Below are 24,940 nucleotides of genomic sequence, written 5' to 3' on the forward strand. Positions count from 1 at the left end.
CGACGTAGTCCGTCAGTCGGCCACACCCTCGACACCCGCGAAGCGTTCGGCGCTCCACGCGAACAGTTCGTCCATCAGCGGTGAGGTCTGATAGACGAGAGTGATGTGGTCGCGTCCCGGGTAGGTGCGGTAGTCGACGTCTTGACCGGCCTCACGGATCCGCTCGATGAAGGCCTGCTGCACGCGGGGTGGAATCAACTCGTCAGCTTCCCCCTGGGCGACCAGCAGCGGAGCCGACACTGTGGCCGGCGGGATGTTCTCCATGATGCGCGCGCCGAACGGCCCAGCCAGCGGGTTCTTCTTGAAGACGGCCGGATCCCTGCGAAGGGCAAGGCCCTCGAGCCCAGAGATGAGCACCCCGGGCTCGGTGAGGCAGCGCTCGGAAATCGCTCGCACGATCGGTTCGGCGCCGTGGCGGACGTATTCGCGCCAGGTGACATCGTGGTAGTTGGCGGCGAAGCTGGCCAGCGCGAACGACTCGATGACACTGCCGCCTCGCACCCGCGAGAGCTGGGTGATCAGGCGATTCAACTCAGAAGCCGGCGCCAGTGCCGCGACGCCCTCGACGCTGACCAGCGGCGCGTAGTCCTCGGCGAGCGCGCCCGCCCATAGTGCCGCGCCGCCGCCCTGGGAATGTCCCCAGATCACCGACTCGCCGCCGATCAAACCGGGTGTGAGCTGTCGGGACGCCCGAAGGGCATCGAGTATCGCGTGCGCGGAGTCCCTGCCGATCAGGTACGGATGCGGGCCGGCGGTGCCGAGGCCGATGTAGTCGGTGGCGACAAGCGCCCATCCTGCCTCGATCACCCGTGTCAGCACGAAGAGCGTGCCCGACGCGAACGGACGCTCGAGCAGTGACGGCGCGCACGGCTGTGCAAAACCGGTCGTGCCGTGCGCCCATCCGATGACAGGCCGGTAGCCGATTCCCTCAGTGGGCGCGACGACTATGCCACTGGCGACCGCGGGACTGCCGTCTCCCCGAGTGGTGGTGTAGAGGATGCGCCAAGCGGTGGCATTGCTCGGCACGTCGCGGCTGAACGGCTCACTGCGGATCAGTTGCCCCGGCTCGTCGGGCACGTCACGTGGGGCCGCGTAGAACTCGTCGACCACCGGTGTCGCACCGCGTAGACCGATGCTGACGACTCCTGCCGCGCCCACCAGCGCGAGGCTGACCACTGCCGCAGTGGTGCGAGCGAACCTGTGAAGCGGTCGGGCCGTCGAGGTGCGTTCGGGAGGTGCGCCGTGCAAGGCGTGCCGGCCTTCGGCGATGCCCGAGATGATGAGCTGCGCCCCGAATGCGACCGCGGCGATCAACAACGTGATATCGGGCCAGAAGCCCGCCAGAATGCCGAACCCGAACGATGCGGCGCCGAATGCGATGGCCGCGATACGAGCGTCGAGGGCGAGTGAGCGCCGGAAGGCGCCGATGAGTTGGAGGATGCCATTGGCGACGAGCGCGATCGCGATCACTTCTGCGAGCAGACGCACCGTCAGACCCAGGAACAAGAGCACGAAGACGCCGGCGGAGACCCAGAGCACGGCGACCGCGACCCGTGCACGCGACTCCCAACGTCGGGGCGGTGGTCCCTCATCCTCGCTGTCGAGCACGATCACGCCCTGCAGCACGAAGCCGACGCCGACGGCGATCGCCAGCACGTCGAGTGACGTTGTCGGCCGTGTGATCAGGTAGGCGCCCAGAACGACGGCCACCAGCGCGAGAGCGACGCGGACCCACCGAGGGAGGCTCCGAACCCGCATCAGCAGGGAGGGCCAGCGACGCGGCGGTGATGGTGTGCTTCGCATGACGTGCACGACTATGAGTCGGTCGAGGGTGGTCCGTCAAGGCGAAGGCGGCGAAGTTGCCGATGACTGGTGCCGACGCGTGCCGGTGGCCCTCGCCGGCGAAAGCTACAGCCGCGCGTACTTCGCGCGGGCGAAGCAGTACACGCCGTAGGCCATGAGTCCGAGAGCGACGACGGTGAGAATCGCCGGCCCGAGTGGCAGTTCGGCGAGGGACTTGAGGGCGCCGTCGAGACCGGTGGCCTCGCTCGGGTCGGAAGTGATCGCAGCCACGCAGAACAGGATGCCGACGACAGCGATCGCGATGCCCTTGGCGAAGTATCCGATGCGACCGAGCATCGTGATCGAGCGACCGGCCTTGCCCGCCGGCGCAGCGATATCTCGCAGGAACTTCTTGTTCGCGCCCTTGACGATGAAGTACACGCCAATGGCCAGAACACCGAGCCCGAGGAGAACCACGAGGAACACACCACCGGGCGTGGAGAGCAGGGTCGAGGTCATGCCCTGCGTCTGGCGCTCGCTGTCGCTCCCGCTGCCCATCGCAGTGCTTGCCGCGGAGAACCCGATCGCGAGGTAGGCGATCGCCTTTCCGCCTTCCTTGGCTCGGCCGGTCCAGGCAGTGGTATCGGTACCGCGAATCAGGAGCGCCTCGAGCACCTGGAAGAGCCCGAGCGCGAGCAACCCGATGGCTACGACCCAGAGCACGAGCACACCACCGGGGCTCGCCGCGAGTCCGCTCAGCGCACCGCCCTGATCCGCTTCACCGCCGGAGCCGAAGGCGATGCCGAACGCGATCCCACCGATGAGCAGGTGGAGCAGACCGTTGACCGCGAACCCCGTGCGCGCGGCGAGTTGGAACGCGTGGTTGTCCTGCAGTCGTGACGCAGTCGCACGAGCCGACGCTGCCGACGGTGCCGACGAAGAAGAGTGAGACACGATTTCACCCTAGGGCGGTCGTGGGAGCCGCCCCAGGCCGATCGCCGGTCACATCGATGCCTCGAGAACCCGACCGAAGCCGCGCCGAAACGACCGAGTCGCGACCCGTTTCTCAACGATGTCGCGACTCATGACAAGTGGTGTCCGAGGGGGGACTTGAACCCCCACGCCCGATAAAGGGCACTAGCACCTCAAGCTAGCGCGTCTACCAATTCCGCCACCCGGACTCAGGTGATTTCAGCGGGTTGCTCACCCGCCGACGTACGACGATAGCACGGAAATCGAAGGCCTTTTGACGCCTCAGACGCATCCCTGCCACGACCCTGATGGCGCCTTCACAGGGGCGGCCGGCCGGGTGTCGCCGCCTGCCGGTAGCGTGAGCGGTATGACTGCCCACGAGCACGATCAGCCAGACGAGTTGCTCGACGCGACGGCCATCATCGCGCGCGACCTCATCCGCTTCGACACGACGAACTGGGGCGAGGGCCGCGCGAACAGCGAGACCGAAGCGGCTGAATACATGGCGGCCCACCTTCGCGCGCTGGAGCTCCAGCCCGAGCTGATCGACTCCGAGCCCGGTCGCACCAGCGTGGTCGCTCGTGTGGAGGGTGCTGATCGTTCGAAGCCGGCGCTCGTCGTGCACGGGCATTTGGATGTCGTACCTGCCGACCCGGCCGAGTGGACGGTCGACCCGTTCGCGGGCGTGATCCGCGACGGGATGCTGTGGGGACGCGGCGCGGTCGACATGAAGAACATGGACGCGATGATCATCACCGCGTTGCAGGAGATCATCGGGTCTGGTCGCCGGCCCGCTCGCGATCTCGTGATCGCGTTCTTCGCGGATGAAGAGGCCGGGGGAGTGCTCGGCTCGGGCCACCTCGTGAAGCATCGTCCAGAGCTCTTCGCGGGCGCCACGGAGGCCATCAGCGAGGTCGGCGGCTACTCGATCACGCTCGACGGGCAACGGGCCTACCTGCTGCAGACGGGCGAGAAGAGCCTGGTCTGGGCGAAGCTCATCGCCAGGGGAAGAGCCGCCCACGGCTCTCGTCTCGTCGAAGACAACGCCGTCACGCGACTGGCCGAGGCCGTCGCCAAACTCGGACGCCAGCAGTGGCCGATCCGCTTGACCGCCACAACCGATCGCCTGCTGCACGAGGTCGCCCGGCTGCTCGGAGCCGACCCGCAAGAGGTCGGACCCGACGAGCTGGCCATCGCCACGGGTACCGCCGCCGGGTTCATCCGCGCGACGCTCCGAACCACGACGAATCCGACTGTGCTCAGCGCCGGCTACAAGCACAATGTCATCCCCGAACGCGCCGAAGCACTCATCGACATCCGCACACTGCCCGATGGCGAAGACGAGGCACTCGCCCAGATAGGCGAGATCGTCGGCGACGATATCGAGGTGCAGGTGCTGCATCGCGACATCGGACTTGAGACGCCGTTCGAGGGGCCGCTCGTCGACGCTGTGACCTCGACGCTGCAGCGCCACGATCCCGGCGCTCAGGTGCTGCCGTACCTGCTCTCCGGCGGCACCGATAACAAGGCGCTCGCGACACTCGGCATCAAGGGGTATGGCTTCGCTCCGCTGAAGCTTCCCCCCGAGCTCGATTTCCCGGGGATGTTCCACGGTGTCGACGAGCGAGTGCCGCTCGACGCACTAACCTTCGGTAGGCAGGTGCTCACCGACCTGCTCCTCAGCTACTGAGCTCGGGCGCCCGGGCGTCGCATCACTGACGGGAGCCGCGTGCAATTCATCGAGGCGATCATCCTTGGCCTTGTGCAGGGCCTCACCGAGTTCCTGCCCATCTCTTCGAGCGCCCACTTGCGCATCGTGGGCGAGTTCCTGCCGAGCGCCACCGACCCCGGCGCCACCTTCACTGCCATCACCCAGATCGGCACCGAGCTCGCGGTGCTGCTCTACTTCTGGAACGACATCACCCGAATCATCGGGCGATGGTTCCGCGCGGTGTTCGGCGGCTCCCGTGCGCGTCGACCGAGAAGCAGTGCGGATGCCGGGGCATCCGCCCGCGACGCGGTGCACAGCGGCGGCGCCCGCCACGCCACCCGTCCTGGCGCGACCGCCATCGCCCCGGGCGACCCCGACGTGCGCATGGGTTGGCTCATCATCATCGGCACGATCCCGATCGTCGTGGTCGGATACCTCGCGCAGGAGAGCATCCGCTCCGTGTTCCGCAGCCTGTGGCTCGTCGCCATCGTGCTCATCGTCTTCGGCATCCTGCTCGGCATCGCCGACCGGTACGGCAAGCGCGACCGAGACCTCGACGACCTGACCTACCCCCACGGGCTCTGGTTCGGGCTTGCCCAGACGCTCGCGCTGATCCCAGGAGTCTCGCGCTCCGGAGCGACCACCACCATGGGGCGTGCCTTGGGCTACAACCGTCCCGCGGCGGCTCGGTACGCCTTCCTGCTGGCAGTGCCCGCCGTCTTCGGCAGCGGCCTCTACGAACTGGTCAACAGCGTGAAGGAGCCCGCGGGCTACTACGGCTATGCCGAAACTGCGGTGGCGACCGTCGTCGCGTTCGTGGTCGGCTACGCCGTGATCGCCTTCCTCATGCGGTACATCCAACGCGGCTCGTTCATGCCGTTCGTCGTATATCGGGTGCTCCTGGGCGCGGTTCTGCTCGTGCTGCTGAGCACGGGCGTCCTCCAGCCCCTCTAGGCTGGGGGCATGAAGTCCTGGAACCGTCCCGCGGTTCCCCGACTGCCCGGCACCGGCCGCGTGCCGGTGATCTACGACACCGCGAGCAGCGCACTGCGCGAAGCCGCGGCCGACGGCACGGCGGGGATCTACGTCTGCGGCATCACCCCGTACGACGCGACTCACATCGGCCATGCGGCCACCTACCTCGCGTTCGATACGCTCATCCGCCTGTGGCTCGATGCCGGCCTCGATGTGCGCTACGTGCAGAACACGACCGACATCGACGACCCGCTCCTCGAGCGGGCTGCCGCTACCGGCCGCGACTGGCGCGAGATCGCCCGTGAGCAGACGGAGTTGTTCCGCGAAGACATGGCGGCCCTCGCGGTCATCCCGCCCGACCACTTCATCGCGGTGACCGAGGTGATCGACCCCATCGCAGATGCCGTCGAGCAGCTCGTCGAGCAGGGGATCGGGTACCGCGTCGATGACGACGTCTACTTCGACAGCGCTGCGGCAGCGAGGGTCACGCCATGGCGCCTCGGCGACGAGTCGGGATACTCGCGCGAGACCATGCTCAAGCTCTCCGCCGAACGCGGCGGCGATCCTGAACGCGACGGCAAGCGCGACCCGCTCGACGCGCTGCTCTGGCGCGCGGAGCGACCCGGGGAGCCTGCCTGGCCGGCCGCAGTCGGCGCGGGAAGGCCTGGCTGGCACATCGAGTGCACGGTGATCGCGGGGGAGTACCTCGACATCCCGGTCACCGTCAACGGTGGGGGATCCGACCTGATCTTCCCGCATCACGAGTTCAGCGCCGGTCACATGGCCGCGCTCACCGGCAAGCCGCTCGCCGGCATCTACTCGCACGCGGGAATGGTCGCGTACCAGGGCACCAAGATGTCGAAGTCGCTCGGCAACCTGGTCTTCGTCTCTGCGCTTCGGCGCGACGGGGTCGACCCGCGAGCGATCAGGCTCGCGGTGCTCGCTCACCACTACCGGTCCGACTGGGAGTGGACCGACGAGGTGCTCGCCGATGCGGTGGCCCGCTTGCAGCGCTGGCTGCAGTGGGCGACGAAGCAGGAGGCGCGACCGGAGTTCCGGTTGCTCGACGAGCTGCGCGACGCGCTGCATCACGACCTCGACACGCCCGCCGCAATCGCTGCGATCGATCGGCAGGTGGCCGCAGGGCGAGCGCCGTCGATCGTGGAGCTCGACGCGATCCGGGCGTTACTCGGCATCCAGCTGTAGCGAAGACATCGACCGCCCGTTGCGCTGCGACGTGACGCTGCGCGGGCGGGCTCCTCAGTCGCGACCGGCGCTCGGGTCGTCCGTGCCCGGCTCGCCGCCGTCGGCGTCATCAGAGCCGGTGTCTCCGCGTTCTGCGCCGCGAGCGTCGTCGTCGCCGCTGAGGCCGTCGCCGCTGAGGCCGTCGCCGCTGAGGCCGTCGGCACTGCGGTCATCCGCGCCGCGGTCATCGGCGCTGTCGTCATCGGCCGCAACGTCGCGCGAACCACCTTCTGACTCTGCGCTTTGGTCGTCGGGCGCGTTCGGGCTCGACGGGGCGCTGCCGGCATCCGGCAGCCCCGGCATCCGCCCGCCTGGCGCCGTCGCCGGTCCGCCGGTTCCTGCAGCAGCAGCACCTCCGGGCCCTCCGCGGCGACGCAGATAGCGCTCGAACTCCTCGGCGATGGCTTCACCGCTCGCCAGCGGCGACTCGACAGTGTCACGCGCCTGCTCGAGCTGCTCGATGTACGCCGACATCTCGTCGTCATCGTCGGCGAGCGCGTCGATGCCCGCCTCCCAAGCGAGCGACTCGTTCACCAGGCGCTCACGCGGAACCTCCACGCCGAACAGATCGCGCAGCTTGTCAAGCAGCGCCAGAGTCGCCTTGGGAGAAGGCGCATTGTGCACGTAGTGGGGCACTGACGCCCACACCATGACGCTCGGAATCCCGGCTCTCTCAGCAGCATCGGCGAGCACGCTCAGGATGCCTGTCGGGCCTTCGTACGTGCTGCGCTCGAGGTTCAGACGGCGACGCGTCTCGTCGTTCTCGCTCGTCGCGAAGATCGAGATCGGTCGCGTGTGCGGCACATCGGCGAGCATCGCACCGAGCATCACGATCCCCGTGATCCCATGATCGATAGCGGCGTCGAGGATCTCGTTGGTGAAGGTCTTCCAGCCGCGTGACGGCTCACTGCCCAGCAGCACGAAGAGCTCGCCCTGGAAGTCGGTGGGTGCCGACTCGGCGCTCGGGGCTTCTTCGCCAGCCACCACCGCTGCTTCGCGCTGAGTGTCGGCATCCGCGCCGAATTCGCCGGCGGCACCGAACGGACCGTACAGCGTCACCGAGGGCCACACGATGACGCGCTCACCGGAGTCGTCGCGCTGGAGCATCGGGCGATTGAACTGGTAGTCGAAGTAGTCCTCCGACTCGACCTGATACACCGGCTGCAGCGGAAAGCGATCGCGCAGTTCAGCCACGGCGCCGCTCGCCGCGTCGCCTGCGTCATTCCACCCCTCGAACGCGATGACCAGCAGTCGGCCTCGGGTGAAGTCGGGTGAATCGCTCACTGGTCTCCTTGCCTCGCCATCTCTACGGCGACCTCGACTGGACCACCGCGCGGCGACTACGCGCGCGGTCGACCCTGCGCCCTCAAGACTATGACGCGCGCCGTCTAGACTCGATGAGCGTGACCACGCAGAACCCCGCCGCGATCCTCTGGGACATGGACGGCACCATCGTCGACACCGAGCCCTACTGGATGGAAGCCGAGGTCGCCCTGGTGCGAGAGTACGGCGGCGAATGGGGCATCGATGACGCGAAGCAGCTCATCGGTCAGGGCTTGTGGCACTCTGCCCGGCTGCTCCGGAGCAAGGGCGTGGCGATGGATGAGGCCGCGATCATCGACGAGTTGACCGACCGCGTGATGGCGAAGATCGCCGAGCGCGTGCCGTGGCGTCCGGGCGCGAGGGAACTGCTCTCGGAGGCGCGAGAAGCGGGACTGCCGATGGCACTCGTGACCATGTCGTTCAGACGCATGGCCGACCAGGTGGTCGAGGCGATCGGGTTCGAGGTGTTCGACGCGATCGTGACCGGCGACAGCGTCGACCATGCGAAGCCGCACCCCCAGCCATACCTCCTCGGTGCCGAGAGCATCGGCGTCGACGCGGCCGACTCGGTGGCGATCGAAGACTCCGAGCCCGGGTTGCGCTCCGCGGTGGCCGCAGGCGCGACCGCGATCGGCGTGCTCGCGCACGCGCCGATCCCCGAGAGCGAGGTGTACACGCTGTGGCCGACGCTCGAGGGCCGCGTACTCGCCGACCTCGCCGAGTTGCACGGCATCCGGCGCGCCGCATGAGCGAGCCGACCGCAGACCTGCCCGCGGCTCCCGGAACCGGGCCGGGGGCCTTCAGAGGGCCGTTCCGGCCGGGCGAGCGCGTGCAGCTCACCGGCCCGAAAGGTCGCCTCAACACGATCACGCTGAAGCCGGGTGCCTCATTCCACACCCACCGCGGCGTGCTCGCGCACGACGAGCTCATCGGTCGTGACGACGGCTCGGTGCTCACAGCCAGCAACGGCGACGAATACCTGGCCCTGCGTCCGCTGCTCAACGACTTCGTCATGTCCATGCCGCGCGGGGCAGCGATCGTCTACCCGAAGGATGCCGCCCAGATCGTCGCGTTCGCCGATATCTTCCCCGGCGCCACCGTGGTCGAGGCCGGTGTGGGATCCGGGGCCCTTTCGCTGTGGCTGCTCCGGGCGATCGGCAATGAGGGCCGGCTGCTCTCATTCGAGCGGCGCGAGGACTTCGCGGCGGTCGCCGAGGGCAACGTCACGGCATTCATGGGCGAGGCGCCCGACAATTGGTCGATCACGGTGGGCGATCTGGCCAAGGCTCTGCCGGCCACTGTGTCTCCGGGCTCGGTCGACCGGGTCGTGCTCGACATGCTGGCTCCCTGGGAGTGCCTCGATGCAGTATCCGACGCACTCGCCCCCGGCGGGCTCGTGATCTGCTACGTCGCGACGGTCACGCAGCTTTCGCGGGTGGTCGAAGCCATGCGCGCGAGCGGCGACTACACGCACCCCGAACCCTTCGAGACGCTGATTCGAGGCTGGCACGTCGAAGGGCTCGCCGTGCGCCCCGATCACCGCATGGTCGGTCACACCGGTTTCCTCGTCACGGCCCGTCGGCTCGCCCCTGGCACGGTGCTGCCCCAATTGAAGCGGCGGGCCTCGAAGACGGAGTTCTCAGAAGAGGATGTCGAGCTGTGGACGCCGGGGGCACTCGGGGAGCGGGACGTGAGCGACAAGCGGCTTCGCAAGGCTGCTCGCGAAGCCCAACGGCTCGCCGAGCGCCGCCGACACATCCCGAGCGGCGAGGGAGACAGCGATCCTGACGCAGAAGCGGAGTCGGGCGGCGGGCACATCCCTTCGGCAACCGCCGGCGGCAGAGCGCCTGACGAAACCGGCACAGTAGAGTAATGCGAGCCAGGACCGCGCCGGCGTGCGGATCCAGGCCGCGTCATGGCGGTCACCGCCTGAACGACTGAGACGACCTGTTGCCTCGATCGAAAGTAGGACCCGTGCGCAAGACCCCAGCGCTCGCCATCGCCGCTGCGCTCCTCGCGTCACTCACCGCATGCACGGCATCCTCGTCGGCAGCGAACGGATGCGGCCCTTTCGAACCCGGCAAGGCATCCGAGCTCGTCGAAGCCACCGGCCCCGTCGGTCAGCAGCCGCGCGCCAGCTTCCCGACTCCGCTCATCGCGCAGGACACTGAACGGTCAGTGCTCGTCGAGGGGGAGGGCGACCGCATCCAAGAGGGCCAGGTCGTCGACATGCAGGTCACGCTGTATCTGGGCGAGACCGGCCAGGTGCTCACGGAGACGAGCTATGACCCCGACCAGCCTGTGCGTCGCGTCGCCGGCGACGACGAAGACTTCTTCGGCTCCATCGTCGAGTGCGCGAAACCCGGAGGCCGGATCGCCTCCGCCACGACTGTCGAAGCGGTGTACGGCGAGAATGCGCTGCTGAACATCGGGATCGGAAACGATGTCACGCTCATCGCGGTCGTCGACGTCGAGCGGGCGTTCCTCGGTAAGGCGAACGGGCCCGACCAGCTTGCGACGAACGGGATGCCGGCAGTCGTCACCGCTCCCGACGGCACGCCTGGCATCACGCTTCCGAACGAATCGGCTCCAGACGACCTGCGGCTCGCCCTCTCCAAGCGCGGTGGCGGCGAAGTCGTCGAGCGGGGCGACCGCGTGGTGGTGCACTTCACGGCGCTCGATTGGGAACGCAACCGCGTGCTCCAGTCGACCTGGGATCGGAAGGCTCCGGCCAGCTGGCTCATCGAAGACATCGAGGACGACGCCCAGGGCATCGCCCCAGGGCTCCTGAAGGGGCTCGTCGGAGCACCTGTCGGGTCGCAGCTCGTGGCGGTGATCCCGCCATCCGAGGGCTTCCCTCAGGGCTCGGGCCCCGGCGGCGCCTCGGCCGATTCGACCGTCGTCTACGTCGTCGACGTGCTCGGCATCCAGTAAGGGGCCGCATGGCCGAGCGGATTCGCGCTGAGGAGCGCCTGTTCAGCCTGGTGCTGGCCCTGCTCACGAGCGAGCACGGGCTCACCAAGAACGAGATCCTCTCGACCGTTCAGGGGTACCGCGAGCGTTACGAGTTCGGCGGCGACCTCACGAACCTCGAGCGGCAGTTCGAGCGCGACAAGGACGACATCCGCGAGCTCGGCGTTCCTCTTGAGACGCTCGAGCCGCCAGGAGAGCCCGGGAACAACCAGAACACGCGGTATCGCATCCCGCGCGTCGGGTACGAGTTGCCGCACGACATCGCGTTCACGCCTGAGGAGAGCGCGCTGCTCAAGCTCGCCGCGATGGTGTGGCGTGACGGCGCGGCATCGGCCGAGGCGCGCCGCGCGATGCTGAAGCTCTCCGGGCTCGGCGTCGACACAGCCGAGCTCGCGCTGCAGTACGCGCCTCGGCTCCGGGTGCGCGACGCCGCATTCGAACCGTTGCGCTCCGCGATCGAGAAGCGGCGCGTCGTACGCTTCGGGTACCTCAAGCCGGGCGAGGATGCGGCGACCCAGCGCGAGCTCGCACCGCTCGCTCTCACGCGGTTCGCCGAGCTCTGGCACCTGTACGCCGAAGAACCCGGCACCGGCCGGCGGAAGACGTTCCTGCTGTCGCGAATCACCACGCCGGTCACCATCACCAAGACCGAACTGCCGGCGCGTGACGGGGATCCCGCCGCGGAATCACGCGCGGAACTGGAGAAGCTCTGGGCCGAGCAGTCGGCACTCCTCGAGGCACAGCCATCCACGGATGCCGAGTCGCGGTTGCTCCGACGTCCGGGAACGAGCAGGCGCGACGACGGATTGCTCGTCGTGCACTTCACTGATCTGTCTGTGCTCGCCGATCAGCTCTGCTCATACGGGCCGGAGGTCGTCGTCATCGCACCCGAGGAGTTGAAGCGCGCCGTGCGCTCACGGCTCGATCGCGTCGGGGGAGACCATGGCTGAGCACCCACGGCTTCCGCACGCGCAGGACAAGCTCGCCTTCCTGCTCTCGCTCGTCGCGTATCTGCGTGATCGCGGCCGTGTCTCGGTCGCGGAGGCAGCCGCGCACTTCGATGTCGACGCGGCCCAGATCCGCGAGGCCGTACGACTGCTCGTCGTGACCGGCGTCCCGGGAACCACCAAGGCGTACCAGCCCGACGACCTCTTCGACATCGCCTGGGACGACTTCGAGCAGGACGACATCATCGTGCTCACGAATCTGGTCGCGATCGAGGACGCACCGCGGCTCTCGGCTCGCGAGGCATCGGCGCTGATCGCGGGGCTGCAATACCTCGCGGCGCTGCCCGAGGCATCCGACCGAGCGGCGATCGCATCGCTGACCGACAAACTCTCGCGCGGCGCTTCAGGTGCCATCAGTGCTGTATCGATCGAGGCCTCGACCGATGATGGGGCGCTTGCCATCATCAGGTCGGCTGTCGAGCACGGCCGCCGCCTGGCGTTCTGGTACCGCAACGCCAAGGGGGAGGGACACGAGCGACGGGTCGAACCGCTGCGCGTCGATTCGGTCGACAACGACTGGTACCTCCGCGGTTGGGATGTCGAACGCGAGGCGGTGCGCACGTACCGACTCGATCGGATGTCGGAGGTGCGCGTTCTCGACGAGGCGGCAGACACCGGGCGACCCGCAGCCGCAGCCGTGCATCGGCTCGTGGACGACAGGCTGTTCAACGATGCCGAGGCGAGCGTGGTGGTGACCCTCGAGGTCGTGCCGGCCGCGCTGCCTCTCCTGGGCGAGTTCGTCTCCGATGATGCGGAGATCGCGGCCGCGGGCGACCGGGTTCGCGTGGAGACCCGGGTCGCGCACTTCCACACCTTGAAGCGTCAGGTTGCAGCGCTTCCCGGACTCGTCGAAGTGCTCTCACCTCCGGAGGCGCGCGAGGCGGTGCGCGCTTGGGCGCGCGACGCGCGTGCGGCATACGACGCCTGAGTCCACAGCCATGGTGGCTAGACTGACCGCTGGCACCGCAACGACTCGAAGGATGTGCTCCCATGTTCGCTAACCTCAACGGCTGGCACGCGATCATTCTGCTGGTCATCATCCTGCTGCTCTTCGGCGCTCCCAAGCTGCCCGCCCTCGCACGAAGCCTCGGTCAATCGATGAAGATCTTCAAGAACGAGGTCAAGACCGAGCAGAAGGGCGACGCCGAGACCGGCGCCGGCGACGCGCCGACCTCCGAGACCGAATCGAAGCAGTAGGCAGCGTGGCGGGTCGCGCGAAACGGAGCTCGAACCGCGAAGCGAGGATGTCCCTCGGCGAGCATCTGCTCGAACTGCGCAAACGGCTCTTCATCTCGGCCGCGGCGATCGTCGCGGCGGCTGTCGGCGGCTTCATCGTCGCCGACTGGGTCTGGGCGCGCCTGCGCGAGCCAGTGCTTCGGATCGCTGAGGAACAAGGCCGCACTGCTGAGATCAGCTACACCTATGTCACCGAGGCATTCGACACCAGGCTCCAGATCGCGTTCGCGGTGGGGTTGGTGATCGCCAGCCCTGTCTGGCTCTACCAGATCTGGGCGTTCCTCATGCCCGCTCTGCAGCGCCGCGAGAAGCAGTTCGCCATCGGGTTCCTCGGCAGCGCGGTGCCGCTCTTCCTCGGCGGCTGCCTCGCGGGTTGGCTCGTGCTGCCCAATATGGTCACGCTGCTCACGAGCTTCGCCCCGGCTGAAGACGTCTCCCTGCTCACCGCGAAGACCTACCTCGATTTCACGATCAAGCTCCTGCTCGCGGTCGGCGTCGCCTTCGTGCTCCCCGTCTTCCTGGTGTTGCTGAACTTCGCACGTGTGCTCAGCGCTCAGGCCATCCTCAAGGGCTGGCGGGTCGCGGTGCTCGTGATCGCCGTGTTCACCGCAATGGCCACTCCGGCCGCAGACGTGCTGTCGATGTTCCTCCTCATGATTCCCATGGTGCTGCTCTACTTCATTGCCGCGGGTGTCGCCTGGCTGCACGATCGTCGTATGGCGAAGCGAGACGCGGCCGCCTTCGACGCGGGCCTGGCCGAGGCCTGAGCACGGTGCTCCACATGACTCGCTCCGACCGCGGCTCTGCGGAGGCACCATGACCGGCACCGAGGCGCTCTCTCCCGCGGAGCGGTATGCGGCATCCCGCAGCCGCAGTTCGACCCCTCGGCTGCAGGCGTTTCGCGACCGTCAGCGCTTCGACCTCGACCCCTTCCAGCTCGCCGCCTGCGAGAGCCTCGAGGCCGGCCGAAGCGTGCTGGTCGCGGCGCCGACCGGCGCCGGCAAGACGATCGTCGCCGAGTTCGCGGTCTTCCTCGCCATGTTCGACGCGCGCGCGAAGGTCTTCTACACGACGCCGATGAAGGCGCTGAGCAACCAGAAGTTCCATGAGCTGGTCGAGGAGTACGGACCGGAAGAGGTGGGCCTGCTCACCGGCGACACCTCGGTGAACAGCAGCGCGCGCATCGTGGTGATGACTACCGAGGTGCTGCGCAACATGCTCTACGCCGACAGCGACCTGCTGCCGGACCTCCGGTTCGTCGTGATGGACGAGGTGCACTACCTCGCAGATCGCTTCAGAGGCGCCGTCTGGGAGGAAGTGATCATCCACCTTCCCAGGCAGGTGCGCATGGTCTCGTTGAGCGCCACGGTGTCGAACGCCGAGGAGTTCGGCGACTGGCTGCAGGCTGTGCGAGGCGATACCGACGTGATCGTCTCAGAGGAGCGTCCGGTACCGCTCGACCAGCACGTGCTCGTGCGCACGAAGCTCGTCGACCTCTTCGACACCGACCCGGCGCACGTGTCGGCGAACCGTGTCAATCCCGAACTGATCCGCCTCACCAACGCCGCGAACCGGGCGGATCGCACGGGCCGAGGCCACCCTTCGGCGCGCGACCGGCGCCATCGCGGTCGCGGACCCCAGGGGCCCGGCCGGTTCGAACGCATGGACCGCCCGGATGTCGTCCGCCTGCTCGAGTCGAAACGGCTGCTGCCGGCGATCTTCTTCATTTTCAGCCGAGCCGGCTGCGACGCGGCGGTGCGCCAGGTGCTCCGAGCCGGTGTGAGCCTCACCGAACGGCACGAGCGCGACGAGATCCGCGCCATCGCCGAGGAGCGCTGCCGAACCCTGCTCGACGAAGACCTCGCCGTCCTGGGGTACTGGGAGTGGCTCGACGGGCTGCAGCGCGGAGTCGCGGCTCACCACGCTGGTTTGCTGCCCGCATTCAAGGAGGTCGTCGAAGAGCTCTTCCAGCGCAAGCTGCTCAAAGCCGTGTTCGCCACGGAGACGCTCGCGCTCGGCATCAACATGCCCGCTCGCACGGTCGTGCTTGAGAAGCTCGAGAAGTTCAACGGCGAAGCCCGCGTACCGATCACGCCGGGGGAGTACACGCAGCTCACGGGCCGAGCCGGTCGTCGCGGCATCGACGTCGAGGGCCACTCGGTCATCCAATGGATGTCAGGGCTCGACCCGCAGGCCGTCGCCGCTCTCGCGTCCCGCCGAAGCTACCCGCTCAATTCGAGCTTCAAACCGACGTACAACATGGCCGTGAACCTGATCGAGCAATTCGGTCGGGAACGGGCTCGACGCATTCTCGAGAGCTCCTTCGCCCAGTTCCAAGCCGACCGCTCCGTCGTCGACCTCGCTCGCAAGGTGCGCGAGATGGAGCAGTCGTTGAGCGGGTATGAGGAAGCCATGCAGTGCCACCTCGGCGACTTCCGCGAGTACGCCGCCATGCGGCGCGAGCTCAGCGATCTGGAGCGACGGAGCGTTCCCGCCGATCGCCGGGGCGAACGGGAACGCAGGCAGCGCCAATTGACCTCGTTGCGGAAACGGATGCGGCAGCATCCGTGCCACAGCTGCGCCGATCGCGAGGCGCATGCCCGCTGGGCGGAGCGTTGGTGGCGTCTCAAGCGCGAGCATGATCGGCTCAGTTCGCAGATCAAAGGACGCACCGGCGCGGTTGCGAAGGTCTTCGACCGCGTGGTCGATGTGCTGCTCGAGGGCGGGTATCTCGAACGAGACCAGCACGGGCGCATCGTGCTGAACGAGCACGGCCGCGCGCTTCGCCGCATCTACGGAGAGCGCGACCTCCTGGTGGCCGAGAGTCTCCGGCGAGGCGTCTGGGACGGCTTGGACGCGCCCTCGTTGGCCGCGATGGCGACAGCCATCGTGTACGAACCTCGACGAGATGAGGGGTCGCAGCACGACGCCGACCTTCCCCGCGGACGATTCCGAGAAGCGCTCGACGAGACGCGTGACCTCTGGGCGAGGCTCGACGACCTCGAGCACGACCACAAGCTTCCCGGCAGTGAGCCGCTCGCGACCGGGCTGTGCCTCGCGATGCACCGGTGGGCCAAGGGCGGGCGTCTCGATGAGGTGCTGCGCGAAGCAGATCTTCCTGCAGGTGACTTCGTACGCTGGGCGAAGCAGACCATCGACCTGCTCGACCAGCTCTCAGTGGTGGCGCAGAGTCCCGTCGACCGGGTGGCGAGACAGGCGCTCGAAGCGGTGCGCCGCGGCGTCGTGGCGTACAGCAGTGTCGCGTAGGCTCGATCGAGCCCGATGAACACGCCATTGCCCCTCGACCCGCGACCGACGATCCCTTCCTGGGTCGCACTGCTGCTCGCGGCGGCCTCCGGCCCTGTGCTCGACGCGGCGTTCCCAGACCTGGGCGTCTGGCCACTGGCATTCCTCGGCATCGCCATGATGCTGCTCGCGCTGCGCAATCAACCCGCGCGCTGGGCGTTCCACATCGGCCTCGTCGGCAGCCTCAGCTTCTACCTCCTGCATATCCAGTGGGCCACGCTCTTCCTCGGACCGGTGCCTTGGGCCGCGCTCTCTGTGGTCATGGCGCTGTTCGGAGGAATCGGGGCGACGCTGATCGGCATCGCCTACCGGATGCTGCTGCGGTTGCGGCGGCGCATCGTGGTGCGCCTCATCGCCCTGCCCGCCCTGGTCGCCGGGCTCTGGACCGCCCGGGAGGCGGTGCAGAGCGTGTGGCCGTACGGGGGGTTCGCATGGGGAAGGGTGGCCCAGTCGCAGTCGGAGAGTCCGCTGGGCACGCTGTTCGCGTGGCTCGGGGTCTCGGGCGTGAGCTTCGTGATGGTGTTCTTCGTGGCGCTCGCCATCGAGGCCGTGCTGACGCAGCAGGCGCGGGCGACGCTACGGTTCGTGCCGGCATCCGTCGTGCTCGTCCTGATGCTCGGCACGCCCGCATTCCCTGTGACCATCGACGGTCAGCTGCGGATCGCTGCAGTGCAGGGCAATGGCAAGACCGGGTACTTTCAGCAGCGAGACAGCGGCGACAACCTGCGCGACCAGCTCGATGCGACCATGGCGCTGCGCGGGGAGGATGTCGATCTCGTCGTCTGGCCGGAGGGAGGCTCCGACCTCGATCCGCTGCGAAACGACTACGCCGCGATGGCGTTCGATCTCGTGGCCGACACGTTCGACGCTCCGTTCATCGCCGGCACCATCACCGAACGCGAGCCCGATGTCATCCATAACAGCTCATTGCTATGGCTGCCGGGGGAGGGGCTGGCGGACATCTACGACAAGCGGCACCCCGTGCCCTTCGGCGAGTATGTTCCCGACCGCGAGTTCTGGGAGCCGCTCGCGCCTGACCTGATCGGGCTGATCCAGCGCGAGTACACGCCGGGCACCACTGACTCGGTCTTCGAACTGCCCGCCGGTGTGCGCGTGGGGGTGAACATCTGCTTCGACATCGTCGACGACGGCCTGCTGCGGGAGTCGGTGCGCGACGGCGCCCAGGTGATCTTCGCCCAGACCAATAACGCAGACTTCGGCCGCACCGACGAGAGCGTGCAGCAGCTCGCCTTCGCGCGCATTCGGGCCCTTGAGCTGGGGCGCACGGTCGTCAACATCTCGACTGTCGGCACGAGCGCCATCGTGGCGCCCGACGGGTCGACTCTCGATCAACTCGAGTGGTACACCCAAGACGCCATGGTGCGCGAGATTCCGCTGAGCTCGACCGAGACACCGGCGCTGCGTCTCGGAGCGCCGCTCGAGTGGACGATCGCTATCACGTCGGTCCTGGTGGTCGCGGCGCTCGGAGTGACCCGGCTCGCCACATCGGGCGCCGTGGCGGCACGAAAAAGGGCCAGCCGAAGCTGACCCTTCATTCGCTGAGTGAAGCTGCTACGCCATCACGCGCCGAGCTTCTGCTGCTGCTGGCCGCGCCGCGCGCGCAGAATCTGCAGGCGCTCCTCGAGCAGTTCCTCGAGCTCTGCTCGCGAACGCCGTTCGAGGAGCATGTCCCAGTGCGTGCGCACGGGCTTCTCCTCGACCGCTTCGGTCTTGACGAGTTCGCCATCCTCGCCCACCAGACGCCCTTCGATGCCTGACTTCGGCGACTCCCACGTCTCAGGCACTTCTGCGTCTGCCGCGAAGACCACCTCGAACGTCGTGCCGTCTTCCGCGCGATAGGTCACCCGTCGACGCGCTGAGAACTCGACGCCCTCCTCGCTTTGAAGACTCTGGCTTCCTAGCCTCATACCTCGCAAACTGCGATCCGCCATGCTGAGGCCTCCTTCCTGAAACGCAACTCATAGGTATAACGCGTCCACCTGTGCGTTTGTTCCATGCTTCGGCGGCCGGAGGCGGTAGGGGTGACTGAAGTGGTGGACGTGCGGCGTTGGACCGGCATGCTGCGCGAGCGATCGCGTCAGGGCCGATGCTGGCCGCGTTCCCGGAGCACCTCGAAGGCGAGGTCTGGCCGATCGGTGACGATGCCGTCGACGCCGAGGTCGAGAAGCTCACGCATCCGCTGTTGGTCGTTCACGGTCCAGATGTGCACCTCGAGCCCGGCGCGCTGCCAGGCGCGGATGACGCGGCGCGTGGTGACCTTGAGCCTTCCGGCGCGTTCGGGAGCCTGCACCGCCCCGATGCCCTTGAACGCCATTCGCACGACCTGGCCGAGCCCGAGTTTGGCGGCGATCAACGCGACACCGAGGCTCCGCGACGCCGCTGAGGTGGCCACGCCGGGAAGCATGTTGACTGCCTTCAGCCGCCGGCCCTCGTCGAACGAGGTGACCAGCACGCGATCGATCGCCTTGGCCTTGATGATCGCGGCGACGGTCGGGCCAACGGCATCCGCAGACTTGATGTCGATGTTGAACCGCGTCTCCGGAAATGCGTTGAGGGCCTCCTCCAGTGAGCAGAAGCCCTGACCCTCGCCGAGATCGATCGCTCTCAGCTCGTCCATGGTGCACGACGACACGCGCCGGCCCTCGCCTGCCACGCGTTCCAGCGTGCGGTCGTGGCAGAGCACGGCGACGCCGTCTGCGGTCGCCCGCGTGTCGGTCTCGATGTGCGTGCAACCCGCGGCGATCGCCTTCGCGAACGCCAGCAAGGTGTTCTCTGGTGCCTCGAGTGAGAACCCTCGGTGTGCGAGAACGCGCGGCGGCTCGGGCGAGAAGTACATCGGCTCAGACGATCGGGGCAGAGCCGGGCGGAGTAGTCGACGAGGCGCCTGCCGCGCTCGATGCCGCTGCCGCGCGCTGCGAGGCCCCGAACAGCCCTTCGCCCACACCCTTGAGCGCCTCGCTGAACTCGCTCGGGATGATCCACAGCTTGTTCGAGGCACCATCGGCGATCTTCGGCAGCGTGAGCAGGTACTGGTAGGCGAGCAGTTCCGGGTCGGGCCGCCCATCGTGAATCGCCTGGAATACCGTGGTGATCGCTTCGGCCTCGCCCTGCGCCCGCAGCACGCGCGCCTTGGCCTCGCCCTCTGCCTCGAGGATCGCCGCCTGCCTGCTGCCCTCCGCCTCGAGAATCGCAGCTTGCTTCGTGCCCTCGGCCGTGAGGATGACCGCGCGCCGGTCGCGCTCCGCGCGCATCTGCTTCTCCATGGAGTCCTGGATCGAGTGCGGCGGGTCGATCGCTTTGAGCTCGACCCGGCTGACGCGGAGCCCCCATTTCCCAGTCGCCTCGTCGAGCACGATCCGCAGCTTGCTGTTGATCTCGTCGCGGCTGGTCAGCGCTTCTTCGAGGTTGAGCCCACCCACGACGTTGCGGAGGGTCGTGGTGGTGAGCTGTTCGACCGCCGCAAGGTAGTTGGCGATCTCGTAGGTGGCGGCCCGGGCATCCGTCACTTGGAAGTAGACGACGGTGTCGATCGAGACGACCAGGTTGTCTTCGGTGATGACCGGCTGCGGAGGGAACGAGACGACCTGCTCGCGCATGTCGACGAGCGGGCGCACCCGATCGATGAAGGGCACGAGCACGTTGAGACCCGGTTGAAGGGTCTTGTGATATCTGCCGAGCCGTTCCACAACGCCGGCGTACGCCTGCGGAATGATGCGGATCGCGCGGATCAGCACGACGAGCACGAAGACGCCCAGCACCACCAGCAACGCGATGATGAAGAACTGCCCGATGAACTCACTAGGGGAGAGCATGGTCATTGCCTCTCTTCCGTCGCAGACGGATCAGGAGTCGGTTCGCCCGGAGCGACCATGGCGATCGAACCGGCGATCGACTCCACTGTGGCCCAGCTGCCCGCTTCGAGCGCGGCGGCGGATGCTGTGGCGAGCCGTGCCGACCACGTCTCGCCGTTCGCGAGTTTCACGAGCCCGCTGATCGCGTCAACCGGTTCGAGCACCCGAGCGCGCATGCCGATGAGCGCGGGAACGTTGCTCGGCGTCGGGTCGGCCCCGCGCCGCATGACTCTGAGCAGCAGCGGCCTGATGGTGAGGATCAGCAGCACAGCGACCACCGCACCCACGACGATCTGCAGCCACCAGGGCCATCCGAGCAGGTTCGCACCGAGACCGGCCAGGCTGCCGAACGCGATCATCAGAAACGTGAACTCGAGCGTGAGCAACTCGATGATGACGCAGATCAGCACGAAGATCAGCCACACGATCCACAGGTACGAGGTGACGTCGATCATCGCTGACAGTGCCTCCGCTTCACCTCGCGTGCTGTGATCCCGAAACTACCAGAGCCGTGCGACAGCGCTCCTCGGCTCCCGACCATCGCAGGGGCGCCAGCGCTCCCTGGGGTAGGGTCGGATGCTGTGAACGCTGCTCTCGCTCCCGATGCTCTGGCCGGCAAACGCGCGCTCGTGACGGGCTCGTCGAGAGGGATCGGGGCCGATACGGCGCGGTATTTCGCGGCGGCGGGCGCGAGCGTCGTGATCAACTACCGGAACAAGGCGGCCCGTGCTGAGAAGCTCGTCGCCGAGCTCGAGGCCACCGGCGCTTCCGCGATCGCCGTGGGCGCCGACCTCACCGACCCCGATTCGGTCGCCGAGATGTTCCGGCAGATCAAGGAGCAGTGGGGCGGCCTTGACGTCCTGGTGCTCAATGCCTCGGGTGGCATGGAGAGCGGCATGGGTGAGGACTACGCCATGCGCCTCAACCGCGACGCGCAGGTGAACACGCTCAAGGGTGCGCTCCCGCTGCTCGATCGCGGCAGCAGGGTCGTGTTCGTGACGAGCCACCAGGCGCACTTCATCCGCACCACTCCGACGATGCCCGAGTACGTTCCCGTGGCGCTGAGCAAGCGTGCCGGTGAAGATGCGCTGCGCGAGTTGATCCCCGAGCTGGATGCCGCCGGCATCGAGTTCGTCGTGGTCTCAGGCGACATGATCGAGGGCACCATCACCGCGACCCTGCTCGAGCGCCTGAACCCCGGCGCGATCGAGCAGCGCAAGGCTTCTGCGGGCCGTCTGTACAACGTGAGCGAGTTCGCGGCAGAGGTCGCCCAGGCGGCCGTCGATCCCGTGCCCGAAGACCACACCAGGCTTGTCGGCGACACGTCCTCCTTCGAGCCCGAGCGCGCTCAGGACTGATCGCGTTGCGAGCCGACGAGCTGCCCCTTCTCAAGAGCATCTCGCGGCCGAGCGTCCATCCGGGCGGCGACCGCGCGATCGTCTCGGCGACGTACCCGCACCTCGGCGCCGACGCGTACGTCGGTCAGTTGTGGGAGGTCGCGTTGAGCGGCCGCGCCCGTCAGCGCCGGATCACTCGCGGCTTCCGTGACACCGATCCGCAGTTCTCACCGGATGGCACCATGGTCGCCTTCCTGCGCTCGACGGCTGCAGGCGAGCACCCGCAGGTCTGGCTCATGGATGCCGTGGGCGGTGAACCGAGACCGCTCACCGACGCTGCGCTCGGCGTCATCGAGTTCCGGTGGTCTCCCGATTCGAAGCGCATCGCGTTCAGAGCGTTCGACCCGGAGGAGGGACGTTACGGCACGATCGACGGTCTCCCGCCGTCGGCGGAGCCCGCGCGCCACATCACCAGGCGCCGCTATCGGGCCGATGGTGTGGGGTTCGTCAGTGACCGGTTCATGCGCCTCTTCGTGCTCGACGTTCCGGCGCTGAACGACGAACCGGTATACCCGGTCGCACCGGGCGTGCGCGACCCGAAGCCCAAGCATCCGACGGCCGTGCCGGATGCGCGTCGACTCACGACGGGGGAGTACCACTTCACCGCGTTCTGCTTCGGATCCGACTCCGAATCGATCGTCGCGGTCGCTGCGAGGCACGAGTCACGCGACGATGACCTGCGAACCGACCTGTGGCGCATCGCGCTCAACCGGCGTTCGGTGACTCCGCGGCTCCTCACGGGCGATGAGCCCCCACGCGCGATCTCGCTCGTCGAGCACGCGCCCGGTGGAGCACTGTTCTTCCTGGCCCAGGAACTCGGCCACACTGCGAGGGACTTCGTCGCGCGGAACACGGGACTGTATCGCTTCGACGGCGCATCGCCCGCGCTACGACTGACCGACGCGGAAAGCGTCGACCTGCAAGCGGCATCCGGCATGACCGTGCTCGACGACAATCGCGTGCTCGTGCACGAGCTCACGCGCGGCACCGTGCAGTTGCGGCTCGTCGAGCACCGCGAGGGCGACCGAGCCGCGACGACCAGTGTGGCTCCGCTGACATCGGGAGCCGTGGTGGTGAACGGGTCGCAGGCGCTTGCCGAGGGTCGCGGTATCGCGCTGACCCTTGCCGCCGGCCACACCTACGGCGATCTGGTGGTGTTGCGCGACGGCGGATACGACCTGCGCACAGACTTCTCAGCCCCCCTGCGGCGGGCAGGCATCCGTCGTGCGCTCGAGCTCGAGGTGGCATCGAGTGACGGCTACCCGGTGCACGGGTGGGTGGTCCTGCCGGAGGGGGAGGGACCGCATCCGGTGCTGCTGAACATCCACGGCGGCCCGTATGCCTCGTATCTGCACTCCCTCTTCGACGAGGCGCAGGTGTACGCGAGCGCAGGATACGCAGTCGTCATGTGCAATCCGCGGGGTTCGGCGGGCTACGGACAGCGGCATGGGCGCAGCATCCGGCACGCAATGGGAACCGTCGACATGCAGGATGTGCTCGCGTTCCTCGACGGCGCGCTTGACCGGCACCGCACCCTGGATCGCGGCCGCGTGGGAATCATGGGCGGGTCGTACGGCGGCTACCTGACCGCCTGGATCACATCGCACGAGCATCGGTTCGAGGCCGCCATCGTCGAGCGCGGGTTCCTCGACGCGACGGCGTTCGCGGGCAACTCCGACATCGGCACGTTTTTCGGGCAGGAGTACTTGGGCACTGATCGCACCCTGGTCGCGGCGCAGAACCCCCAGGACCGAGCGCATCTCGTGAAGACGCCGACGCTGATCATGCACTCCGAAGACGACCTGAGATGCCCGGTGGATCAGGCCGAGCGCTATTACCAGGCTCTGCGCGAGCACGGCACGGATGCCGAACTGGTGCTGTTCCCCGGCGAGAACCATGAGCTCTCGCGCACAGGCAGGCCTCGGCACAGGCTGCAGCGCTTCGAGCTGATCCTCAATTGGTGGCGCCGTCACCTGCCGACCGACGAGAACCGCACCGGCATCATCCAGTTGCCGATGTTCCCCCCGCACCGCTGAGTCGACGTCTCGTCCTCTGGTCGCGAGGCGAACAAGCGTGGCCGTTCGTGCCAGGCGCACGGCTGCACCGTCAAGACGCCGTTGTCGAGGCGGTGCGCCTGACCGGGAGCGTACGGTAGCCGCTCACGGATAACCAAATGCACCAGCCGACGGGTGGCACGTCGTCGGCCATCACTGGACAAGTCCGGCCCCCCTGTGGCACCATCGCGCACGTGACCAGCACGCCGGCTGAGGCCCAGCGCTTGCGCGATCTCGCGCTGCTTCGCCGCGTACGCGATCGGATCGACCGCGAGTACGCCAAGCCGCTCAATGTCGAGGCACTCGCGCTCGGGGTCAATCTCTCCGCGGGTCACCTGAGCCGTCAGTTCCGGCTCGCCTACGGCGAGTCTCCCTACAGCTACTTGATGACACGCCGCATCGAGCGTGCCATGGCGCTGCTGCGCCGCGGGGATCTCAGCGTCACCGAGGTCTGCTTCGCCGTCGGCTGCACGTCGCTGGGCACGTTCAGCACGCGCTTCTCCGAACTCGTCGGCATGCCGCCCAGCGCGTATCGACGGAACGCTCAGTCGACGGCGGGGATGGCCCCGTGCGTGGCGAAGCAGGTGACCAGACCGGTCAGGAATCGAGAAGCGTCATCAGGTGAAGCGAAAGTAGCGTGATCGACATGGACATCACCATTCACGAAAGCTTCCTCCCGCACACAGACCCGGATGCCTCGCTCGCGTTCTACCGCGACACGCTCGGCTTCGAGGTGCGCAACGACGTGGGCTACGAGGGCATGCGTTGGATCACCGTCGGTCCCGCTGATCAGCCCGATACCGCGATCGTGCTCATGCCGCCGACGGCGGCACCCGGCATCACCGACGATGAGCGTCGGATGCTGCTGGAGCTCATGGCGAAGGGCAGCTACTTCGGCGTCAACCTCGCAACCGACGACCTCGACGGTGTCTTCTCGAAGCTGGAGGCGAGCGGCGCAGAGGTCGTGCAAGAGCCCACGGACCAGCCGTACGGCATCCGGGACTGCGCGTTCCGCGACCCGTCCGGCAACATGCTCCGCATCCAGCAGCGACGCGACTGACCGGAACGCGACGCCGACCCCCGACAG

The 24,940-nt window shown here is 67.6% G+C and carries 23 protein-coding genes and 1 tRNA gene; 16 read left to right on the forward strand and 8 right to left on the reverse strand.

Annotation, left to right across the window (positions count from 1 at the left end):
* Nucleotides 1-12: 12 nt before the first annotated feature.
* The 3 genes from QF206_RS04290 to QF206_RS04300 all read right to left on the reverse strand — a co-directional run bounded on the left by QF206_RS04290 (nt 13) and on the right by QF206_RS04300 (nt 2,963).
* On the reverse strand, nt 13-1,710 hold the full coding sequence (locus QF206_RS04290) for a lipase family protein (protein ID WP_281487937.1): 1,698 nt from the start codon (nt 1,708-1,710) through the stop codon (nt 13-15).
* Between the two features lie 198 nt (nt 1,711-1,908).
* Nucleotides 1,909-2,736 carry a DUF1206 domain-containing protein gene (locus tag QF206_RS04295; protein ID WP_281487938.1) on the reverse strand — a complete coding sequence of 276 codons (828 nt, stop codon included), beginning with the start codon at nt 2,734-2,736 and terminating at the stop codon, nt 1,909-1,911.
* A gap of 138 nt (nt 2,737-2,874) precedes the next feature.
* A tRNA-Leu gene (locus QF206_RS04300) sits at nt 2,875-2,963 on the reverse strand.
* A 158-nt stretch (nt 2,964-3,121) separates the two neighbouring features.
* Here QF206_RS04300 and QF206_RS04305 point away from each other — a divergent pair.
* Genes QF206_RS04305 through mshC form a run of 3 tightly spaced genes read left to right on the forward strand, consistent with a single transcriptional unit; the run spans nt 3,122 to nt 6,646 of the window.
* Nucleotides 3,122-4,444, forward strand: a complete 1,323-nt coding sequence (locus QF206_RS04305; protein ID WP_281487939.1) for a M20/M25/M40 family metallo-hydrolase — start codon at nt 3,122-3,124, stop codon at nt 4,442-4,444.
* A gap of 39 nt (nt 4,445-4,483) precedes the next feature.
* The gene (locus tag QF206_RS04310; RefSeq protein WP_281487940.1) at nt 4,484-5,419 is read left to right on the forward strand and encodes an undecaprenyl-diphosphate phosphatase; all 936 of its coding nucleotides are present in this window, start codon (nt 4,484-4,486) and stop codon (nt 5,417-5,419) included.
* 9 nt (nt 5,420-5,428) lie between these two features.
* Nucleotides 5,429-6,646 (forward strand): cysteine--1-D-myo-inosityl 2-amino-2-deoxy-alpha-D-glucopyranoside ligase, encoded by a 1,218-nt coding sequence (gene mshC, locus QF206_RS04315; protein WP_281487941.1) that lies wholly within the window; start codon nt 5,429-5,431, stop codon nt 6,644-6,646.
* Nucleotides 6,647-6,700: 54 nt separating this feature from the next.
* Here the strand turns inward: mshC and QF206_RS04320 are convergent, their stop codons facing one another.
* A complete protein-coding gene (locus tag QF206_RS04320) occupies nt 6,701-7,969 on the reverse strand; it encodes a PAC2 family protein (RefSeq protein WP_340309584.1) in 1,269 nt (422 codons plus the stop codon).
* Between the two features lie 119 nt (nt 7,970-8,088).
* Between QF206_RS04320 and QF206_RS04325 the strand changes: the two genes are divergently transcribed.
* The 9 genes from QF206_RS04325 to lnt all read left to right on the forward strand — a co-directional run bounded on the left by QF206_RS04325 (nt 8,089) and on the right by lnt (nt 18,078).
* A complete protein-coding gene (locus tag QF206_RS04325) occupies nt 8,089-8,757 on the forward strand; it encodes an HAD family hydrolase (protein ID WP_281487942.1) in 669 nt (222 codons plus the stop codon).
* Entirely contained in the window at nt 8,754-9,881 is a 1,128-nt protein-coding gene (locus QF206_RS04330; protein ID WP_281487943.1) for a tRNA (adenine-N1)-methyltransferase, read from the forward strand. Before QF206_RS04325 ends, QF206_RS04330 begins: the two co-directional genes overlap by 4 nt.
* Nucleotides 9,882-9,982: 101 nt before the next feature.
* Entirely contained in the window at nt 9,983-10,942 is a 960-nt protein-coding gene (locus QF206_RS04335) for an FKBP-type peptidyl-prolyl cis-trans isomerase (RefSeq protein ID WP_281487944.1), read from the forward strand.
* 8 nt (nt 10,943-10,950) lie between these two features.
* Nucleotides 10,951-11,931, forward strand: coding sequence for a helix-turn-helix transcriptional regulator (locus tag QF206_RS04340; protein ID WP_281487945.1), 981 nt, complete (start codon nt 10,951-10,953; stop codon nt 11,929-11,931).
* Complete coding sequence (locus tag QF206_RS04345; protein WP_281487946.1) at nt 11,924-12,916, forward strand: helix-turn-helix transcriptional regulator; 993 nt, start codon at nt 11,924-11,926, stop codon at nt 12,914-12,916. Before QF206_RS04340 ends, QF206_RS04345 begins: the two co-directional genes overlap by 8 nt.
* A 62-nt stretch (nt 12,917-12,978) precedes the next feature.
* Complete coding sequence (gene tatA / locus QF206_RS04350) at nt 12,979-13,185, forward strand: twin-arginine translocase TatA/TatE family subunit (RefSeq protein ID WP_281487947.1); 207 nt, start codon at nt 12,979-12,981, stop codon at nt 13,183-13,185.
* 47 nt (nt 13,186-13,232) lie between these two features.
* On the forward strand, nt 13,233-13,991 hold the full coding sequence (tatC, locus tag QF206_RS04355) for a twin-arginine translocase subunit TatC (protein ID WP_281487948.1): 759 nt from the start codon (nt 13,233-13,235) through the stop codon (nt 13,989-13,991).
* A 49-nt stretch (nt 13,992-14,040) separates the two neighbouring features.
* Nucleotides 14,041-16,491 carry a DEAD/DEAH box helicase gene (locus QF206_RS04360; RefSeq protein ID WP_281487949.1) on the forward strand — a complete coding sequence of 817 codons (2,451 nt, stop codon included), beginning with the start codon at nt 14,041-14,043 and terminating at the stop codon, nt 16,489-16,491.
* Between the two features lie 15 nt (nt 16,492-16,506).
* Nucleotides 16,507-18,078, forward strand: a complete 1,572-nt coding sequence (lnt, locus tag QF206_RS04365; protein WP_281487950.1) for an apolipoprotein N-acyltransferase — start codon at nt 16,507-16,509, stop codon at nt 18,076-18,078.
* A 32-nt stretch (nt 18,079-18,110) separates the two neighbouring features.
* Here lnt and QF206_RS04370 read toward each other — a convergent pair whose 3' ends face one another.
* The 4 genes from QF206_RS04370 to QF206_RS04385 all read right to left on the reverse strand — a co-directional run bounded on the left by QF206_RS04370 (nt 18,111) and on the right by QF206_RS04385 (nt 20,857).
* Nucleotides 18,111-18,482 carry an RNA polymerase-binding protein RbpA gene (locus QF206_RS04370; RefSeq protein WP_281487951.1) on the reverse strand — a complete coding sequence of 124 codons (372 nt, stop codon included), beginning with the start codon at nt 18,480-18,482 and terminating at the stop codon, nt 18,111-18,113.
* A 146-nt stretch (nt 18,483-18,628) separates the two neighbouring features.
* A complete protein-coding gene (locus QF206_RS04375) occupies nt 18,629-19,387 on the reverse strand; it encodes a glycerophosphodiester phosphodiesterase family protein (RefSeq protein ID WP_281487952.1) in 759 nt (252 codons plus the stop codon).
* A 4-nt stretch (nt 19,388-19,391) separates the two neighbouring features.
* Nucleotides 19,392-20,363, reverse strand: a complete 972-nt coding sequence (locus QF206_RS04380; protein WP_281488135.1) for an SPFH domain-containing protein — start codon at nt 20,361-20,363, stop codon at nt 19,392-19,394.
* A gap of 2 nt (nt 20,364-20,365) precedes the next feature.
* Nucleotides 20,366-20,857 (reverse strand): NfeD family protein, encoded by a 492-nt coding sequence (locus QF206_RS04385; RefSeq protein WP_281487953.1) that lies wholly within the window; start codon nt 20,855-20,857, stop codon nt 20,366-20,368.
* Nucleotides 20,858-20,983: 126 nt separating this feature from the next.
* On the opposite strand from QF206_RS04385, the gene QF206_RS04390 reads away from it, so the two are divergent.
* The 4 genes from QF206_RS04390 (at nt 20,984) to QF206_RS04405 (ending at nt 24,913) form a co-directional block, all read left to right on the forward strand.
* On the forward strand, nt 20,984-21,760 hold the full coding sequence (locus QF206_RS04390) for an SDR family oxidoreductase (RefSeq protein WP_281487954.1): 777 nt from the start codon (nt 20,984-20,986) through the stop codon (nt 21,758-21,760).
* A 5-nt stretch (nt 21,761-21,765) separates the two neighbouring features.
* Entirely contained in the window at nt 21,766-23,835 is a 2,070-nt protein-coding gene (locus QF206_RS04395; RefSeq protein WP_281487955.1) for a S9 family peptidase, read from the forward strand.
* A 212-nt stretch (nt 23,836-24,047) separates the two neighbouring features.
* Entirely contained in the window at nt 24,048-24,494 is a 447-nt protein-coding gene (locus QF206_RS04400; protein ID WP_281487956.1) for a helix-turn-helix transcriptional regulator, read from the forward strand.
* Between the two features lie 5 nt (nt 24,495-24,499).
* Entirely contained in the window at nt 24,500-24,913 is a 414-nt protein-coding gene (locus QF206_RS04405) for a VOC family protein (protein ID WP_281487957.1), read from the forward strand.
* Nucleotides 24,914-24,940: the final 27 nt, after the last annotated feature.

It is taken from the genome of Ruicaihuangia caeni, assembly GCF_029952955.1.
GTDB lineage: Bacteria > Actinomycetota > Actinomycetes > Actinomycetales > Microbacteriaceae > Ruicaihuangia > Ruicaihuangia caeni.